This is a genomic window from Marinobacter segnicrescens (assembly GCF_900111555.1).
Lineage (GTDB): Bacteria > Pseudomonadota > Gammaproteobacteria > Pseudomonadales > Oleiphilaceae > Marinobacter > Marinobacter segnicrescens.
This window is the reverse complement of record NZ_FOHZ01000012.1, coordinates 74,833-91,796: the sequence shown is the minus strand read 5'-3', so window position 1 is coordinate 91,796 and position 16,964 is coordinate 74,833. Positions and strand designations below refer to the sequence as shown.

The 16,964-nt window shown below is 60.5% G+C and carries 14 protein-coding genes; 8 read left to right on the top strand and 6 right to left on the bottom strand.

The window, feature by feature from the left end; all coding sequences use genetic code 11:
• Positions 1-67 precede the first annotated feature (67 nt).
• The 6 genes from BM036_RS12735 to BM036_RS12710 all read left to right on the top strand — a co-directional run bounded on the left by BM036_RS12735 (position 68) and on the right by BM036_RS12710 (position 7,313).
• A complete protein-coding gene (locus BM036_RS12735; protein ID WP_091852763.1) occupies positions 68-1,240 on the top strand; it encodes an efflux RND transporter periplasmic adaptor subunit in 1,173 nt (390 codons plus the stop codon).
• Entirely contained in the window at positions 1,240-4,362 is a 3,123-nt protein-coding gene (locus BM036_RS12730) for an efflux RND transporter permease subunit (RefSeq protein WP_091852760.1), read from the top strand. Before BM036_RS12735 ends, BM036_RS12730 begins: the two co-directional genes overlap by 1 nt.
• A 382-nt stretch (positions 4,363-4,744) precedes the next feature.
• Positions 4,745-5,704 carry a hypothetical protein gene (locus tag BM036_RS12725; RefSeq protein WP_091852757.1) on the top strand — a complete coding sequence of 320 codons (960 nt, stop codon included), beginning with the start codon at positions 4,745-4,747 and terminating at the stop codon, positions 5,702-5,704.
• Between the two features lie 52 nt (positions 5,705-5,756).
• Positions 5,757-6,107 (top strand): hypothetical protein, encoded by a 351-nt coding sequence (locus BM036_RS12720; protein ID WP_245742615.1) that lies wholly within the window; start codon positions 5,757-5,759, stop codon positions 6,105-6,107.
• A gap of 13 nt (positions 6,108-6,120) precedes the next feature.
• On the top strand, positions 6,121-6,813 hold the full coding sequence (locus BM036_RS12715) for a C39 family peptidase (RefSeq protein ID WP_091852754.1): 693 nt from the start codon (positions 6,121-6,123) through the stop codon (positions 6,811-6,813).
• Positions 6,814-6,815: 2 nt separating this feature from the next.
• Positions 6,816-7,313 carry a hypothetical protein gene (locus tag BM036_RS12710; protein ID WP_091852751.1) on the top strand — a complete coding sequence of 166 codons (498 nt, stop codon included), beginning with the start codon at positions 6,816-6,818 and terminating at the stop codon, positions 7,311-7,313.
• Positions 7,314-7,356: 43 nt separating this feature from the next.
• Here the strand turns inward: BM036_RS12710 and BM036_RS12705 are convergent, their stop codons facing one another.
• Together BM036_RS12705 and BM036_RS12700 are read right to left on the bottom strand one after the other, a co-directional pair.
• Positions 7,357-8,421, bottom strand: coding sequence for a transporter (locus tag BM036_RS12705; protein WP_245742614.1), 1,065 nt, complete (start codon positions 8,419-8,421; stop codon positions 7,357-7,359).
• A gap of 9 nt (positions 8,422-8,430) precedes the next feature.
• Positions 8,431-9,822, bottom strand: a complete 1,392-nt coding sequence (locus BM036_RS12700; RefSeq protein WP_091852843.1) for a sigma 54-interacting transcriptional regulator — start codon at positions 9,820-9,822, stop codon at positions 8,431-8,433.
• 357 nt (positions 9,823-10,179) lie between these two features.
• Here BM036_RS12700 and senA point away from each other — a divergent pair, with 357 nt between their 5' ends.
• The gene (senA, locus tag BM036_RS12695) at positions 10,180-11,529 is read left to right on the top strand and encodes a selenoneine synthase SenA (RefSeq protein WP_091852748.1); all 1,350 of its coding nucleotides are present in this window, start codon (positions 10,180-10,182) and stop codon (positions 11,527-11,529) included.
• 24 nt (positions 11,530-11,553) lie between these two features.
• Complete coding sequence (locus BM036_RS12690; protein ID WP_091852745.1) at positions 11,554-12,297, top strand: putative 4-mercaptohistidine N1-methyltransferase; 744 nt, start codon at positions 11,554-11,556, stop codon at positions 12,295-12,297.
• Between the two features lie 470 nt (positions 12,298-12,767).
• Here the strand turns inward: BM036_RS12690 and BM036_RS12685 are convergent, their stop codons facing one another.
• The 4 genes from BM036_RS12685 to hemC are packed head-to-tail and all read right to left on the bottom strand — an operon-like array spanning position 12,768 to position 16,873.
• A complete protein-coding gene (locus BM036_RS12685; RefSeq protein WP_091852742.1) occupies positions 12,768-13,994 on the bottom strand; it encodes a heme biosynthesis HemY N-terminal domain-containing protein in 1,227 nt (408 codons plus the stop codon).
• Positions 13,991-15,115, bottom strand: a complete 1,125-nt coding sequence (locus BM036_RS12680) for a uroporphyrinogen-III C-methyltransferase (protein WP_091852739.1) — start codon at positions 15,113-15,115, stop codon at positions 13,991-13,993. The genes BM036_RS12685 and BM036_RS12680 overlap by 4 nt, the downstream gene beginning before the upstream one ends.
• Positions 15,116-15,117: 2 nt before the next feature.
• Positions 15,118-15,951, bottom strand: a complete 834-nt coding sequence (locus BM036_RS12675) for a uroporphyrinogen-III synthase (RefSeq protein ID WP_091852736.1) — start codon at positions 15,949-15,951, stop codon at positions 15,118-15,120.
• Positions 15,932-16,873 (bottom strand): hydroxymethylbilane synthase, encoded by a 942-nt coding sequence (gene hemC, locus BM036_RS12670; protein ID WP_091852840.1) that lies wholly within the window; start codon positions 16,871-16,873, stop codon positions 15,932-15,934. Before hemC ends, BM036_RS12675 begins: the two co-directional genes overlap by 20 nt.
• Between the last annotated feature and the right edge of the window lie 91 nt (positions 16,874-16,964).

Sequence of the window (16,964 nt, the reverse complement as noted above, 5' to 3'; positions counted from 1 at the left end):
GCATACATACAGTCATGAATGTATTTTTATTTTCCTTGCCTTTTCTCACATTCACGGGAGTCCCTCGATGCTGTCTCAAAACCGGTCCAGGCCCGCTGTTACGGGCGCACTGATCGCTATCATCGCCACGTTGCTGGCAGCCTGCAGTAATGGCGATCAGGCACCGCCATCGCAGGGAGGCTCGGCAGGCCAGTCGCCGCCCCAGCAGGTCCGTGTTGAAACAGCCGAGCCTGCACGGGTAGAGGTACACGAGGAATATGCTGGTCGTGCCAGGGGCGCCCGCGAGGTAGAAGTGCGGGCACGCACCCAGGGCATTCTGGAAGGGCGGCTGTACGAAGAGGGTGAGCTGGTAGCGCAGGGCGATGCCCTGTTCCGCATTGACCGGGCCCCGGCAGCGGCGGCGGTTCAGGGTGCCGAGGCCCGTTTGCAGGTGGCCCGTGCCGAGCTGAGCCAGGCCCAGCGAGAGTGGAACCGGATTTCGTCCCTGTTTGACCGGGGCGCCATCAGCGAGCGGGATCGGGATGCAGCGCGGTCAACGCTGGAACTGGCCCGGGCCAATGTGGCGGTGGCCGAGGCAGGGCTGACCCAGGCTCAACTCGACCTGGATTACACCGAGGTCACAGCCCCGGTTTCCGGCGCAACAAGCCTGGAAGACCTGCCCGAGGGTAGCCTCGTCCAGCAGGGCACACTGCTGACCACCATTGTCCAGCACGATCCGATCCACGTTCGGTTTGCCCTCCCCGAAAACGATGCCACCATCCAGCGTCGCGCCCGTGCCGCCATGGCCGCTTCCGACGATGGCGACACTACCCTGTCTGCAGTTCTGATTACCGTCGACGGTGAAGCCTATGAGCATGAAGGTACCGTGGACTTTACCGCCAGCACCCTGGATCCCCGTACCGGCACGGTAATGGCCCGGGCGGTGTTTCCCAACAAGGAATATCGCATTGTGCCGGGGCAGTTCGTCAGGGTGCGGATCCAGCTGCAGACCCTGGAAGATGCCTTTACCGTACCGGAAAGCGCCGTCGGCCAGGGACCCGAGGGTGCCCGGGTTTTCGTGGTCGGTGACGAGAGCATAGTGGCCAGTCGCTACGTAACGCTGGGTCCGGTGGTTGATGGGCGTCAGGTAATCACTGATGGTCTGCAGGCCGGCGACCGGGTGGTTGTCAGCGGCATGGTAGCGCTGCGGGATGGCATGGAGGTTGAAGTGGCCGGAGAAGACGGGGAAGGAGCCGAGTAATGCTGCGCACCTTTATTGACCGGCCCATCTTTGCGTCGGTTATCTCCATTGTCATCCTGCTCGGTGGTGCCATTGCCCTTTTGGGTCTGCCGGTAGAGCAGTACCCCGACGTGGTGCCGCCACAGGTAGTGGTTGATGGCCGTTATCCGGGGGCCAGTGCCGAGGTGATCTCTGACGCTGTGGTAGCCCCCCTGGAACAACAGATTAACGGCGTCGATGACATGATCTACCTGGAGTCCAACGCCACGGACTCGGGCAGTTTCCGTATTACCGTGTCCTTCGAAATCGGGTCCGATCCGGACCAGGCGACCATCAACGTAAACAACCGGGTTCAGCAGGCCACGGCAAGCCTGCCCCAGGCGGTGAGGGACCTGGGGGTCACCGTGGAAGCCCGTTCCACGTCGATCCTGCAGGTTCTGGCGCTGTCATCACCGGACAGCAGCATGGATGTGGTGGAGATCTCCAACTATGCCCTGCTGAACGTGCTGGATGAGCTGGTGCGGGTGCCGGGGGTGGGTAACGCTTCCCTGTTCGGTGCCCAGGACTATTCCATGCGTATCTGGTTGCGGCCAGACAAGCTGGCCCAGTATGACTTGACCCCTGCCGATGTTGCCGCATCGATTCGCTCCCAGAATGCCCAGTTCGCCGCCGGACGTATCGGTGCCGAGCCAGCGCCACAGGGTCAGGCCTTTACCTATAGTGTGTCGGTTCCCGGACGCCTGGAAAGCACCGAGGAATTCGGCAATATCATCCTGCGCAGTGACGAAGACGGTGCCAGTCTGCGTCTGAAGGACGTTGCACGCATTGAGCTGGGCGCACAGAACTACGACTTTGACGCCACCTTTAACGGCGAACCCACCGTTCCCCTGGGTGTCTACCTGCAGCCCGGGGCCAATGCCCTGGATGCGGCCGCCGCAGTACGGGAGGCCATGGACGACATCAGCAGTCGTTTTCCTGAGGGGCTTTCCTACAGCATCCCCTATGACACCACGCGCTTTATCGATATATCCATCCAGGAGGTCATCAGCACCTTTATTGTTGCGGTGCTGCTGGTGGTCGTGGTCACGTTCCTCTTCCTCCAGCACTTCCGTGCCACCCTGATTCCCCTGGTGGCGATACCGGTCTCGTTGATCGGCACCTTTGCCGGCATGCAGGCGCTGGGCTTCTCGATCAACCTGCTGACCCTGTTCGGGCTGATACTGGCCATCGGGGTGGTGGTGGATAACGCCATTATCATCATGGAGAACGCCGAGCGCCTGATGAAGGAAGAGAAAATGTCGGCGTACCATGCCTCGGTGGAAACCGTGAAACAGGTCTCCGGCGCGGTGGTGGCATCAACCCTGGTGTTGGTGGCCGTGTTCGCCCCTGTTGCCTTCCTGGGCGGTCTGAGTGGCGAGCTGTACCGTCAGTTTGCGATCACTATCGCGGTGTCAGTGATCATCTCGGGTGTGGTTGCGCTGACGTTGACCCCGGCCATGTGCGCCATGCTGCTCGGTGGCCAGCCGAAAAAGCAGATGATCCTGTTCCGCTGGTTCGACAAGGGTTTCGAGGTCATTACCAGCGGCTTTGTAAAGGTCGTGGATTTCCTGCTCCGGCATGTGGTGCTGGGGGTATTCCTGTTTGTGGCTATGCTGGCGGGTACGGTATTCCTGTTAAACAGCATGGCGTCGGGCCTGGTGCCCAAGGAAGATCAGGGCTTCGTGCTGGTAGCCCCGTCGCTGCCCGCGGCCTCATCCCTTAGCCGTACCGCCGATATGCGGGACGACCTGGTTGCACAGATGATGGATGTGCCTGAAATCGCCAATGTGGTTGCTTTCGCCGGCTACGACATTATCGCCAGTGCCTTGCGTACCAATGCCGGGGTCTCCTTTGTCACCCTGGAAGACTGGTCGAAGCGTGAAGGGCCGGGCCAGAGCGCGGATGCTGTTGCCGGCAAGATCATGGGTATCGGTGCCGGTATGCCCGATGCGCGGGTTATGGCCTTTACTCCGCCACCTATTCGGGGGCTGTCCACCACTGGTGGCGTAGAGGGCTACGTGCAGGTACGCGGTGGCAGGACAACGGCTGAGCTCAAGTCCATTGCTGACCGGTTTTCCCAGGCAGCCAACCAGCGCCCCGAACTGCAGAACGTGCGGGTTACCCTGGACACCGGCATTCCCAAGTACGAGGCCACCGTCGACCGGGAGAAGGCACAGGCCGCCGGCGTGCCGGTGGACCAGGTTTTCATCACCATGCAAAGTACCTTCGGCTCGCTGTACGTAAATGACTTTACGCTGCTCGGGCGTAACTGGCAGGTGAACCTTCAGTCTGAAGGCGAGTTCCGCAGTCACCCGGAGGATCTGCGTCGGGTTTTTGTACGGTCCCAGTACGGCGAGATGATCCCGGTCAGTTCCCTGGTGGACCTGGAGCGCAGTGCCGGAGCGGATATTCTCAACAGGTTCAACCTTTACCCGTCAGCAAAACTGCTGGCAGATCCAGGCCCCGGTTACACCACCGGCGACGCCCTTCAGGCGCTACAGGAGGTGGGCAACGACGTATTTGACCGTAACACCCAGCTGGGCTGGACCGGTGAGGCTTACCAACTACAGGCTGGCGCCGACACGGGTGTGATTGCCTTCGGGCTCGGGTTGTTGCTGGTGTTCCTGATCCTGTCGGCCCAGTATGAGCGCTGGGGGCTGCCCCTGGCGGTGGCCACGGCCGTGCCTTTTGGTGTCTTCGGGGCGGCGGCTGCTTCCCTGTTGCGGGGCTTTCCCAATGATATCTACTTCCAGGTGGGTTTGCTGGTGCTGATCGGCCTGGCGGCCAAGAATGCGATACTGATTGTGGAGTTCGCGGCCCAGAACCGTCGTGCCGGTATGAGCAGTACCGAGGCTGCCAGTGAGGCGGCCCGCCAGCGTTTCCGTGCCATCATGATGACGGCACTGACGTTTATCGTGGGTTCCATGCCGCTGGCCTTCAGTACCGGGGCCGGCGCGGCAAGCCGGCAGGAGATTGGCACCGTGGTCGTCGGTGGCATGATCGTAGCCAGCACCCTGGCGCTGTTCTTTGTGCCGCTTTTCTTCAAGCTCATTGAAGATCTTGGTGATTGGCGGCAAAGCCGCAAGAGGCCCAGCGGGGACTAGTGTTCCATCCTCGCAGCGTTCACGAAAGCCCGGTCCGCCGGGCTTTCGTGTTTCTGCTTTCCTGGCGTGAAACCTGTAGATCCTCTTTACAGTCAAGATTTTGGTCTATGTGTATGAAATGGCGTTATTAATGGATTTTCGACGCTGCCAAAGGCCGCGCCGTGTCTCACCCTTGCGACATAAACTCCGGGCACACGGATTATTCACTTTCCGTTGATCCGGGGAATATCATTAAAAACAGCCGCTTAAAGAATAATCGAAATTCTGGCACAGGAATCGCAGTTCTCTCCTTTGCGGGCCTGGTGCATGGAGTACCTGTGAGCGCTCAGGTGTCGGAGGCCCTGAATAACCAAGAGCCAATAACGTAAAGGGAAGGGACATCATGAATACCAAGAGAAACTTGCTGGCTATGGCCATTGCGGTAGGACTGGGTGTTTCCGGGGTTGCCTGGGCGGACCAGGGTGGTGACGGAGATCCGAACACCAACGCTGATAATACCTCCACCGCCAACAATGACTATTCCGGAAATACCGATTCCGGCAATGACAACTCCACGGATAACTCGAACAATTCCGATAACTCGGACAGCAGCACTGATGTTGCGGACTCGTTCAAGATTGCAGACAGTGGAAATGATATGTCAGACAATTCGGACAACTCCGATAATTCTGACAATTCAGACAACAGTTCCAGTGTCGCCGATTCCTACAAGATCGCCGATACAGCGAACGACATGTCTGACAACTCGGACAACTCCGATAATTCGGACAACTCCGACAACAGCACTGACGTCGCCGATTCGTTCAAGATCGCGGACAGTGGCAACGACAATTCGGACAACTCCGACAACTCCGACAATTCGGATAACTCGGATAACTCCGACAACTCTGACAACAGCACCGCTGTGTCCGATTCCTTCAAGATTGCCGACAGCGGCAACGACAACTCGGATAATTCGGACAACTCCGATAATTCCGACAACTCTGACAACAGCACCACAGTCAGTGACTCCTTCAAGGTGGCCAACAGTGGCAACAGTGACAGCTCGGACAACTCCGCCAATGCCACTGATTCCTACAACTCCAACAGCAGCACCAACACGCTGACCCTGAGTGTCAGTGCGTTCATGAACACTGCGGAGCTGGATGGAACCGTGTCTGGTGTCACTACCACCTATGGGGATGCGAGCGGTGGCTCCTATACCCATGTCAGCAACAATAATGAAGTCTCCGGTGGCTCTGCGAACTTCACCGGTGTCGGTGCATTTGCCCAGAACGTCGGGACAGGAAGCGTGACTCAGGCCAATGTCAGCGTCATGTCGAACCTGACCACTGGCAACTAGGGAAATGAGGCCGTCTGCTCGCGCAGGCGGCCCGTTTTTCAGGAGAAATGCCATGGGTAGCGTCACCAGAAGGATTCTGCAGGCATCTGTGTTGCTGGGATTACTGTGCGGGCTGTCACCGGCGCTCGCAGAACAGTGGATGAATGTCTCGCCCCTGACGGATGACCAGCTGGCCAGCGCCAGCGGCCGTCAGGGCGTCACCATGCAGTGGCAGATGAACGACACGGAGCAGAACGCATCAGTCGCCGACAATGTGCTTTCCGGAAACGTGGTCACCGGCGACAACTATCTGTCAGACAGTGCCTTCGGGCACATGAACGGTATCGCCACCGTGATCCAGAACACCGGCAACCAGGTGGTCATCCAGGACAGCACCCAGATCAATATACTCATCAATCAGTAACCGGAGGTGGGGCATGGGCAGGTTCGCAGTGCTGGCAACGGGGCTGATGTGCAGCCTGCTCTGGCCCCAGGCCCAGGCTGGCTCGGTCATCGTGCCGGGTATCGGCGGGGACCTGGCCATTCCGGTGGAAAGCTATCGTGAGAAAACCTTCAGCGAAGTGATCCGCCAGCAATACGACTTCAGTTGCGGGTCCGCTGCGGTGGCTTCGTTATTGTCCTATCACTATGGACATGAAGTGACCGAACAGGAGGTGTTCCGCTCCATGTTTGCCCTGGCCGACGAGGAAAAGGTCCGGCGCGAGGGGTTCTCCATGCTGGACATGAAGCGCTACCTGGAGCTGGAGGGGTACCAGGCCGATGGCTTCCGCATGGGCCTGGCTGGTCTGCGGGAGCAGGTGCGGTTGCCAGTCATCGTGTTGATCAACATCCGGGGATTCCGGCATTTCGTGGTGATCAAGGGCATCAGTGACCAGGAAGTGCTGGTTGGGGACCCCGCCCGGGGGCTGAAAGCCTACAGTCATGGTGAATTCGGGGAGTACTGGGACGGCACCGCCTTTGTCATAAGAAGCCATCTGCGTGAAGGGCGGGCGACGTTTCGCAGCGATGGCGACTGGCCGGCACTGGCCCGTGCGCCGGTAGGAAGCGGAATCCGGGAATTGCCCGGAGCTCATACCTTGCCTTACTGGCCCTCTTCAAGGGAGTGGTGACCATGAACAATGTTTGCAGACTGATGGTTGCTGTGATGCTTTTCCCCGGCCCCCTGTTGGCAGCGACACCAGTGAACGAGGTATTGAACCTGGCGGGACCGGTGCTGGCCGATGAGGAACTGGACCGGCTGCGAGGCGGTTTTATGCAGGACGGGCTGGAGATCTCCATCGGCCTGGACCAGATCGTTGCGCTGAATGGCCAGGAACTGATTGTTAACCGACTGACCATTCCGAACCTGAACCAGAAGATGCGTGGGGAGGTGGCCCACCGTATGGAAACCGTGGTGCAGGTCATGCAGCCTGATGAACCGGCGGGCGCCCGGGTCGCCGTGGGGCCCGGTATCGGCGGAAGTGGCTGGACCACCGTCATCCAGAACAGCCTGAATTCCACGGTGATCCAGAACATCCACCGGCTCAATATCGAACTCAATAACCTTGCTGTTCACCAGCAGGTGCCACTGCACCTGGGCGAGCACCTCAATCGCCTGTTGAGCCGTTGATCCTGCCAGCACCCAGTAGTTAACGAATCAACCAGGCAGGACACTAGAGGTTGATCGGTAGCCGCAGGGTAATCTCTGCATTGGGGGCGTTGTCGGTCACTCCGACGCTCACCGCCATACTCAGGCTGGTATCCCGGGTCAGCCGCTGGGATAGACCGAAGGTCAGTGAGCCCACGTGTACCTGCTCAAACCGTGTGTCAAACAGGCTGTTATCCAGCTCATAGTCTGTCTCGCCGATGATCGAGTGGTCATAGCCCAGGCTGAACGAGGTGCGTTCGTTGAAGGCAAAGCCCATACCGAACCCGAACCGGATAACGTCACCCGGGTCGATGGTGCCACCGTTACGTTCACCCTCATCTTCCTCCATGGTCCAGACGTAGCTCAGGTTGCCGAACAGCACCGCCGGATCGGTGGGGTAGATAAATGAGATGCCTGGCTCTATGGACCAGAAGCCGGATCCGGTAGGGCGCTCCCTGAGTTCTACCCCGATGGGGTTGTTGTTGCTGTCGTAGATGATCCTCTGGCCCACGTCATAGGGACCTTCGCCGGTGGGCGCCTTTACCCGCAGGCTGCCGATCAGGTATGGCCAGCCATCCAGGCCATCATTGATCTGGTAGCGTGCCGACACTTCCACATCGCCCAGACCGTCACCGGATGACTCGCGGATGGTGTCGAGGGGCGTGCCCTGAAAAACCTCCCGCTCCCGCAGGTCTTCATTGATGATCAGGTAGGGCACCCGTATGCCAGCCTCGAAACGGCTGGAAAAGCCATACTTCATGGCCAGGGCCCCAGTGAAGATATCCCGTTGCACTTCCGAGATATTGATCAGCCCTACCAGCAAGGCGGGAATGACCGTATAGCCTTCTACGGCCACCACGGTGGAATTGCTGTGGGCATAGGAGACGGAAGGCTCGATGGTGATTCGCCCCGGGGAGGTTACGATCCCCCGGTCGTAGGTGATGGAGGCTACCTCGGTGGCCTGGTTGGAGGCGGCTTCACGGGCTTCGGAGCCCACGGTCGTGTCCGGGGCAGGTTGTTGGCTGAGCGCCGTAACCGGCAAAAGGCCCAGTGCGGTTGTCAGGGGTAGCAGGATCCGGGCTATGCGCATGGTCATTCCTTACCGGCGGGTTTGACGTCCGGGTGTGTTGGCTGAGTGGATGGTGTCTGATAACGGCAGTTGGTACTTGTCGATCAGACGGTAGAAAGAGGCACGGGAGATGCGTAGCAGACGGGCGGCCGCTGAAATGTTATGCCGGGTCAGCGCCAGGCTGCAGTGCAGGGCTTGTCGCTCAGCCCTGGACCGGAACTGGGCCAGGCTCAGGTCGTGGTGATCGTGGACATTGGCAGGAATCCCGTACAGGCCCAGGTCCATGGGCTCTATCTGCGGGCTTTCACCCAGCAGCAGGGCCTGCCGCAACCGGTTCTGCAGTTCCCGCAGGTTGCCGGGCCAGCTATGGGTAATCAGCCGCTGCATGGTGGCCTGGCTGACCGGCTTTGGCGACAGGTGGGGCGGTAGTCGTTGGAGCAAGGCCTCCGTCAGTTGGGGGATGTCCTCCGGGCGCTCGCGCAGCGGGGGCAGCTCCACTGCCATCTCACCCAGCCTGAAAAACACGTCCTGGCGGAAGGTGCCGTGGCGTACAAGCTCGGACAATGGCGTGGAAGCCGTGGCAATGAGCCGGGCGTTAATCCGCACTGGGCGGTTAGAGCCAACACGTTCAACGACCCCCTCCTGGAGGAAACGGAGCAGGTACGACTGTTGAACCAGGGAAAGTTCGTCAATACCCGCCAATAGCAGACTGCCGCCATCCGCAGCCTCCAGACGGCCCGTACGCTGACTCGTGGCATGGGTGAATGCGCCTTTCTCGTGACCGAAAAGCTCACTCTGGGTCAGTGAGACCGGCAGCGCCGCGCAGTTGATGGTGATCAGTGGGCCATGGCGGGCCAGGGACTGTTCATGGACCAGTCGGGCCGCGGCTTCCTTTCCGGTGCCGCTTTCGCCGTAGATCAACACGGGTTCACTGGTGCCCGCAAACCGCCTGAGCCTCGAAATAACATGGCGGATGGCAGCTGACTCCCCGGTGAGTGCAATCTCCTGGTAGTCGTCGCCGGTTGCTGGTGTGGCCTTCTGATGAAGTTCCGCCATGCCCCATAGGTGCCCTGCAACCATGGCCAGCCTTTCCCAGTCGATCGGTAACGTGTGATAGTCCGAGCAGTGCAGTGAGGTGAGGTAGGCCAGCTGACGGTTCAGGCTGGGCGCTTCTGGCAGGATGCCGATCCACAGGGGAATATTCAGCTGTTCAAACCAGCGGTCCAGGTGGGGAACGCCGTCTTTCGGGTAACGAGTCAGGTCCAGTATGCCCACATGTCCCTGATGCCCGTCGGGCAGTCCAAACCGGGGTGGGACCGTATAATCGAACTGATGTACCTGCCAGCCTGAGCTCAGGACACCAGGCACCTGGACAGCTTGGGTGCCATGGGTCAGCCAGGTGAGTTTGCGTTTGGAATCCATTGTGCCACCGTCCAGGTCAGCGTGCCGGGGCCCGGCGCACATTGTGTTTGGTGGATGCCGGACTTAAGCTGATCCGGGATGCCCCCTGTGGTCGCCTGCTTTGTAGCTGCTGGAATCGCGACCGGGGCATCCATCGGGTCCTGGCGGGAAAACAAACAGGTTATGTGCCATAAAATGAGAACTGCCGCATGACCAGTGTGTTAACTAAGTCACAAAAATGGCATCTGCTGCGGCGTGTAAAATATACGGACAGTTCAGCTTGTGTGAAGTCCGTCAGTGTTCCAGACAGGGCACAACCACTTAAATCGTCACTCGACTGTCAGCAGCGACATCATAGAGAGCTTCAAGAGAAGAAATATGGCAGATCGCGAAACAGCCCTGAAAGACGAAATGCTTGGCCTTCTGGAGAATGCCCGGCAACGTACCCTGGCGCTGGTCGATTCCCTGGATGACGACCAGCTACAGGTACCCTGGCACCCGGGAGTAAACCCGCCGCTCTGGGAAATGGGCCACTCCTCGTTCTTTTACGAGGTATTTGTTCTGAACCTGCTGGACGGTACCCCGAGCTATGACCCATCCATGGATGACCTCTGGGACTCGTTCCATATTGACCACCGGGACCGCTGGAACCGGGATTACTTTCCGGGCCGGGAGCAGACCCGGAACTACATGCTCACCATCTATGACAGGATCGCCCAACGCATCCGGGAGCAGCCGCTGGATGAGCGGTCGCGGTACCTCTATCGCTACGCGATCTACCACCAGCATATGCATATAGAATCCATGACCTGGTGCCGCCAGACCGTGGGCTACCCGCCGCCTCCGGGGGTGATGAAGCCCGCCTCCGCTCGCGGCGAGCAACTGGGAGATGCGCGGATTCCGGCTGGCACCTGGCTGATCGGCATGCCCGGGGAGTCAGCCGACTACGCCGGTGAAGACTTCGCGTTTGATGGCGAAAAACCTCGCCATACAGTGGCTCTGGACGCGTTCAGCATTTCCCGTGCACCGGTGAGCAACGCTGAGTTTCTCGCCTTTTTGGAAGATGGCGGTTACCGCCGTCCCGAGCTCTGGTCCTTCGGCGGTCGCAAGTGGCTTCAGAGCGAAACCGACGTAGCACTGGTCTTCGGTGAACGTGAACCGGTCTTGCGGGCGCCAAGACATCCGCTGTACTGGCGCCTGCATGAGGGCCAGTGGCAGGAGCGATTGTTTGACCAGTGGCAGCCACTGGAACCGGATGCCCCGGTGATCCATGTCTCATACTGGGAAGCCGAGGCGTGGTGCAACTGGGCAGGCCGACGTCTGCCGACGGAAACGGAATGGGAAGTGGCCGCCCTGGGGAATCGCCCGGGCGAAGCATTCCGACGCTTCCCCTGGGGTAACGAGCCGCCCACCCCGGAGCGCGTGGACATGGACACCACCATGATGGCCCGGCAGCCCGCCAGTGCTATGCCAGCTGGCGAGAGCCCCTTTGGCTGCCGGCAGATGATCGGCACCTGCTGGGAGTGGACCAGCGACCAGTTCCTGCCTTACGACGGCTTCAAGGTGGACATGTATCCATTCATGTCTACCCTGCAGTTTGGTGACCACAAGGTGACCCGTGGTGGCGGGTGTGCCACCTCGTCGGTATTGATTCGAGGCACCTATCGCCAGGCTTACCTGCCACAGCGCAATGACGTGTACACGGGTTTCCGCACCTGTGCCCTGTAACCGCCCCGCCCCGGGAGAGCGACGATGAACTTGTATGAAACCGACGAGTTACTGGGCCAATACCTGGCCTTTCATTACGGCGACAGCTATTTCGGTGTTGGCAATTATCCTGCCCGCTGCGCCAGCATTTGCCTGGAGCACATGGCCGGGCGAGAAAAAAAACGGGCACTGGACCTCGGGTGCGCGGTAGGGCGCACCAGTTTCGAACTGGCCCGGGCCTTTGACGAGGTCGTGGCGCTGGATCTCTCCAATCGCTTCATCGAGGCCGCCAACACCCTCAAGCGGGACGGTCAGATGGATTACTTCCTGCGGGAGCAGGGGGAACTGGGCACCCAGGCGACCGCCTCCCTGGCCGCTCACCAGCTCGCCAACCGTGCTGAGCGGGTCCGCTTCGAGGTGGCGGATGCGTGCAACCTGGGACCGGAGCAAGAGGGCTATGACCTGGTGTTTGCGGGCAACCTGATCGACCGCCTGCAGGACCCGGGCGCCTTTCTCTCTGGTGTCCACAAGCTGCTGAATGACAAAGGTGTACTGGTAATCAGCTCACCCTATACCCTGCTGGAGGAGTTCACGCCCCGGGGGAAGTGGGTGGGCGGGTTCGAGCGCCACGGCCAGCCGTTCACGGTGCTGGATGGCATGAAGGACATACTGGCTCCCCACTTTGACCTGCTCGGCGAGCCGGTGGATGTGCCATTCGTTATCCGCGAGACGGCTCGCAAGTATCAGCACACCATTGCCGAGCTGACGGCCTGGCAGCGGAAAGCTTAGCGTCTGATCCAGGGATCTTGTGAAACCTTTATGGCCTTGAGACAAGCCGCATCGGGGGCTGGGGCTTCGGTGGAATGTTCCGGGGTGGGGGTGCTTTCTCCGCTGCAATTCACGGTACGTCCTGTACCGACCTTGCACCGCGCCATCCATGGCGCTGCTGCGAAAGCACCCCCACCCCGAAACATCCAGACAACGGAGTTGCCTTCAGGGAAATGCCTGCAGCTTTAGTCGGGCTTTATATTTCGCGGTCTTGCCTCTTGTCTCTGTTGCGGTAACTGTAAGTTCGCACGGGGATGTGGTGGGGGACCTTTTGGAGCAGCGCCATGGATGGCGCGGTGCAAGGTCGGTACAGGACGTACCGTGAATTGCAGCGGAAAAAGGTCCCCCACCGCAGCCCCAGGCAACCAAGCCAAAATGCCCAGTCAAAACCCAGGCAGTCCCAGACCCCCACTCCAGATTGCATGAAACAATCAGGCCTTCGGCATGGGTAACTCAGGCAGCCCGGTTTCCCTGACCAGGCCCTGCATAAGCCGCATGCTGGCGTCCTCATCCCCCATATGGGCATTCAAACGGCTCAGCTCCGCCAACGTCTCCTGGCTGCGACGCAAATGCAGGCTGGTCTCGAAATACTCCCGGGCCTTGCCCCACAACTCATTACGCAAACTCAGGCGACCCAGGGCTAACAACAGCTCCGGATTGTTGGGCCGGTCCTGCAGCCAACGCTCTGCTGCCAGCAATTGCTCATCCGGCTTGGAACCACAGATGCGTCCATAAAGGTGAATCAGCTCGTCGCTCCAGTGATTGCGCAGTACTTTCCGCAGCAGCGTCTCTGCCTGGGCCTCCTGGCCGGCTTTCGCCAGCAATTCGGTATACACCCGGATGGTATGCTCGTCTCGGCGCATGGAGCTCGGCAGCTCGTCCCACAACCGGGTCAAAGTGGAAAGATCCTGGTTACCTTGCCGCCGGCACTCCTCGGCAGCCCGGTGTAGCAGGTTGTGCCAAACCGTCCGTTCCAGCCGGTCCAGTTCTGCTGGATCTCCCAACTGGCGCTTGCGCAGTTCTGGCAACAGTTTGGACAATTCCCGCCAGTCTTCCAGTCTCAGGTAGGTGTTCTTCAGCAACTTGAGAACGAACGGGTGATGGGGGGCCTGTTTTCGCAAACGTACCAGGGTAGCCAGAGCCTGCTCCAGGCGGTTGGCGTTCAGTTGCAGCTGGGCCTGGGTAATGCCCACCGCCAGGTCTGAGCCGGGAGTGCTTTCAAAGGCCTTGCGCAGCAACTCATCCACAGCGTCGTGGTCGCCGGCTTCCGAGGCGGCCTGGGCGGCGGCCAGGTAGTTGATCAGCGGGGTCTCCGCCTGCTCTGCAGAAGATTCGAGCTTCTTGCGGGCGTGGGGCCAGTTACCCTCAGCCAGCGCCAGCAGACCTTCGGTGGTCCGGCGGCGCGCCCGGCGTTTCTGACTGCGGGCGAGCCAGTGAGTAACCGCACCGGTGCCGCGGGTCAGTCGTCGTACCGCAGAGATCAGGAGCATCAGGGCCAGGGTAAGAACCACCAGCAGCACCACGCCTACCCAGAAATTGGTTTCCACCAGGTAGTTGCCCAGACTGATGCGGATGTATCCCAGGTCGTATTGCAGCCCGAGGCTCAGACCGAGGCCGAGCAACAGCGCAACGACGAGGATAATCACCAGTCGCATCATGACTCGTCGCCTCCGTTGCTGTTATCGCCGTCCATCTGCGCTTCGTTGTTGACGTGCCGGCCAGCGATACGCCCCTTGAGCAGGGACAGGGACTGGCTGATATCCGGCAGTTCCGGGTTGATTTCCCGGTCTTTCAGTTCCGCGAGGGTCTCCCGCAGGGCGGTTACCCGGTTATCGGTGCCGTCATACCAGTCCTCGAGGGAGGTGACGGCCTTCTCCATCGCCTGTTGGTAGAGGTCGTCATGCCCCCGCAGTACCGCGAGTTCGGCCTGCTCCAGCATCAGCTGCAGGTTCAGCCGGGCCCAGGCGCTCTGGTCGGGAGACAACAGGGGTTTGACCGGTTCGTCCAGTCGGCGGATGGATACCACCTCTTTCAGGCTGTCCTTCGCTCTTTGCCAGGCCCTGGCTGCCGTGTTTTCTTCAGTGGTCGCGGTGTCATCCTGGCTGGATTGGTCAGCGCTGAAGCCGGGGGCCCGTTCTTCGATCAGGGCCTGGTCGGTTAGCTGGCTGACAGCCTCCCGGGCGGCTTCCAGTCGAAGGTAAAGGCCAGTGCGGTCCACATCGGTCACGCTGCGCAGGGCCATGATCTCTTTCGACAACTGCTCACGAACCGGGTAGACACCCACGTCATCGGTTTCCCGGAGTACCTCGTCGGCGGAATTGAGGGCGGCGAGGGCCCCCCGGATATCCTGCTCTATCAGCAACCGCTGGTTGGCGATGCGCAGCAGGTACTCCGCCTCTGCCAGCAGCCAGTCGGTGCGGGTACGATTGCCCGCATCCAGCAGTTCGCGGGCATTGTGGTCGATCTGCCGCTGCTGTTCCCCCAGTGTTTGCTGCTGCTCGCGCAGGGTGTTTTCTACGGACTGGAGACGCTCACTGCGGTCACTGGAGCCCTGGTCAAGACGCTGGTCCAGCTGGCGGTTCAGCTCGCTGACATGTTCCAGGGACTGTTCAAGTTGCTGCTGGACCTGCCACTGCTGCCAGCTCCATAACGCAAGGGCAATCAGCCCGGCCAGCAGGATCAGGCAGACGATCCAGAGAGGCCAGGTCTTGCCCCCGGGAGGCGTGTTGGTATCGGGTACGGTGGCGGGCAGCTGATTGTTGGATTCTGTCACGGGCATCCTTACTGACGGTCAGGGCGTTCCGGGCGGCGGGTGGTGCCGGCCTGTTGACGAGGATAGCAGTGAATCACCCGTTCCACGATTTCCTCGTCGGTCATGCCGGTGGCACACACCACCCGTTTAAAACCGGCAGTCCGGGCCTGGCGGGCCACCCGGTCGACGGGCACGAGGAGCAGGCTGTCCCGGTAATTATGGCTGCTATTCTCACTCAGTGCGATGAAATTGTTCAATGTTTCCCCGGAAAGGGCAACGATGACGTCGGGCCGGAAGTGGTCCAGGCAGGCCTCAACAACCGTTGCCGGAGGTGTCGGCTGCTGGCGCCGGTAAAGGGGTAGTACAGTGACCCGCGCGCCCCGCTGTTCGAGGGTCTGCCGAAGCAGTTCGCGACCCTGGTCGCCCCGGGCCAGGAGTACCTTGTCGTGTTCCAGGTTCTGTAGAGAAGGTAGTTGCAACAGCGCTTCGCTGGTAAAGCCGGTGGGAGGGTGTTCCGGGGCCAGCCCGGCCCGGGCCATGACCGCTGCGGTGCCGGCCCCGACACCATACCAGTGAACACCCACCGGTAGCTGGGGCCACCAGGTATCGATACGCTCCAGCAACTGGCTGGCCGCGTAGGGGCTTACGGCGATCACGTGCTGGTACAGGTCCAGGTCGAGGATAACCTGGCGGGCCTCGGGTGTTTCCGGCAGTGGCACCCTCTCGATGGCAGGCAGCACCCGGGTGCTGGCGCCTGCAGCTTCAAAGGCGCCTGCCAGCCGGCTGGCCTGAGGTTCCGGCCGACAGATGAGTACGCGGGCGCCGGTAAGGGGCTGGCTTGTGTTACTTCGGGGTGTGGCCATAGATATCGGCGAGAATCCGGTCAGCACCCTGGCTGAGCAAATCTTCGGCGAGCTCCCGGCCCAGTTTTTCCCCGTCCTCGCGACGGCAGCGGCCCTCTGCGCGGAGAATCTGCTCACCGTTGACGGCACCCACCAGGCCGCGTAGCCACAGGGTGTCATTGTCTTCCAGCAGTGCGTAGGCAGCGATGGGTACCTGGCAGCCACCCTCCAGGCGCCGGTTGAGGGCGCGCTCGGCGCTGACCCGGTCCCAGGAATCCTTGTGGTTCAGTGGCGCCAGAAGGTCGATCAGCTCCTTGTCATCCAGGCGGCATTCGATGCCCAGGGCGCCCTGGCCTACAGCCGGCAGTGACAGTGTGTCGGGAAGGGTATAGCGGATGCGATCATGGAACCCCAGACGCTTGAGGCCGGAAGACGCCAGTACGATGGCCTGGTATTCGCCGGCGTCCAGCTTGGCGAGGCGGGTGTTGACGTTGCCACGAAGAGTACGAATGTCCAGGTCCGGCCGATAGGCTCTCAGCTGGGCTTCACGACGCATGCTGGCGGTGCCCACCACGGCTCCGTGGGGAAGCGCTTCAACGCTTTCATAATCGTTGCTGATGAAGGCATCGGTAGGATCTTCCCGTTCGCAGATGGCTACCAGGCCAAGGCCATCCGGGAACCCCATGGGGACGTCTTTCATGGAGTGCACGGCCAGGTCGGCGCGGCCGTCCAGCATGGCTTCTTCCAGTTCCTTGACGAACAGGCCCTTGCCACCAATTTTTGCCAGCGGGACGTCCAGGATCTTGTCACCCTGGGTCTTGATGCCCACCAGCTCCACTTCCACGCTGTCGTGCAGGCGCTCAAGTTCGGCCTTGATGAATTCCGCCTGCCAGAGGGCGAGGGCGCTGTTACGGGTTGCGATACGCAGTGTACGTTTTGCCATGATATCCATGTTCTTGAGCGGTGAGAATTGGTGGCTGAGCGGTTAATCCGAAGCCAATGACAAGCTGCCAACAAGCCTAACGCGCCAGCCT

What these genes read in the sequence shown, in the direction of transcription:
- BM036_RS12735 (WP_091852763.1), top strand. Translation starts at nt 68, where the DNA reads ATGCTGTCTCAAAACCGGTCCAGGCCCGCTGTTACGGGCGCACTGATC.
- BM036_RS12730 (WP_091852760.1), top strand. Translation starts at nt 1,240, where the DNA reads ATGCTGCGCACCTTTATTGACCGGCCCATCTTTGCGTCGGTTATCTCC.
- BM036_RS12725 (WP_091852757.1), top strand. Translation starts at nt 4,745, where the DNA reads ATGAATACCAAGAGAAACTTGCTGGCTATGGCCATTGCGGTAGGACTG.
- BM036_RS12720 (WP_245742615.1), top strand. Translation starts at nt 5,757, where the DNA reads ATGGGTAGCGTCACCAGAAGGATTCTGCAGGCATCTGTGTTGCTGGGA.
- BM036_RS12715 (WP_091852754.1), top strand. Translation starts at nt 6,121, where the DNA reads ATGGGCAGGTTCGCAGTGCTGGCAACGGGGCTGATGTGCAGCCTGCTC.
- BM036_RS12710 (WP_091852751.1), top strand. Translation starts at nt 6,816, where the DNA reads ATGAACAATGTTTGCAGACTGATGGTTGCTGTGATGCTTTTCCCCGGC.
- BM036_RS12705 (WP_245742614.1), bottom strand. Translation starts at nt 8,421, where the DNA reads ATGCGCATAGCCCGGATCCTGCTACCCCTGACAACCGCACTGGGCCTT.
- BM036_RS12700 (WP_091852843.1), bottom strand. Translation starts at nt 9,822, where the DNA reads ATGGATTCCAAACGCAAACTCACCTGGCTGACCCATGGCACCCAAGCT.
- senA (WP_091852748.1), top strand. Translation starts at nt 10,180, where the DNA reads ATGGCAGATCGCGAAACAGCCCTGAAAGACGAAATGCTTGGCCTTCTG.
- BM036_RS12690 (WP_091852745.1), top strand. Translation starts at nt 11,554, where the DNA reads ATGAACTTGTATGAAACCGACGAGTTACTGGGCCAATACCTGGCCTTT.
- BM036_RS12685 (WP_091852742.1), bottom strand. Translation starts at nt 13,994, where the DNA reads ATGATGCGACTGGTGATTATCCTCGTCGTTGCGCTGTTGCTCGGCCTC.
- BM036_RS12680 (WP_091852739.1), bottom strand. Translation starts at nt 15,115, where the DNA reads ATGCCCGTGACAGAATCCAACAATCAGCTGCCCGCCACCGTACCCGAT.
- BM036_RS12675 (WP_091852736.1), bottom strand. Translation starts at nt 15,951, where the DNA reads ATGGCCACACCCCGAAGTAACACAAGCCAGCCCCTTACCGGCGCCCGC.
- hemC (WP_091852840.1), bottom strand. Translation starts at nt 16,873, where the DNA reads ATGGCAAAACGTACACTGCGTATCGCAACCCGTAACAGCGCCCTCGCC.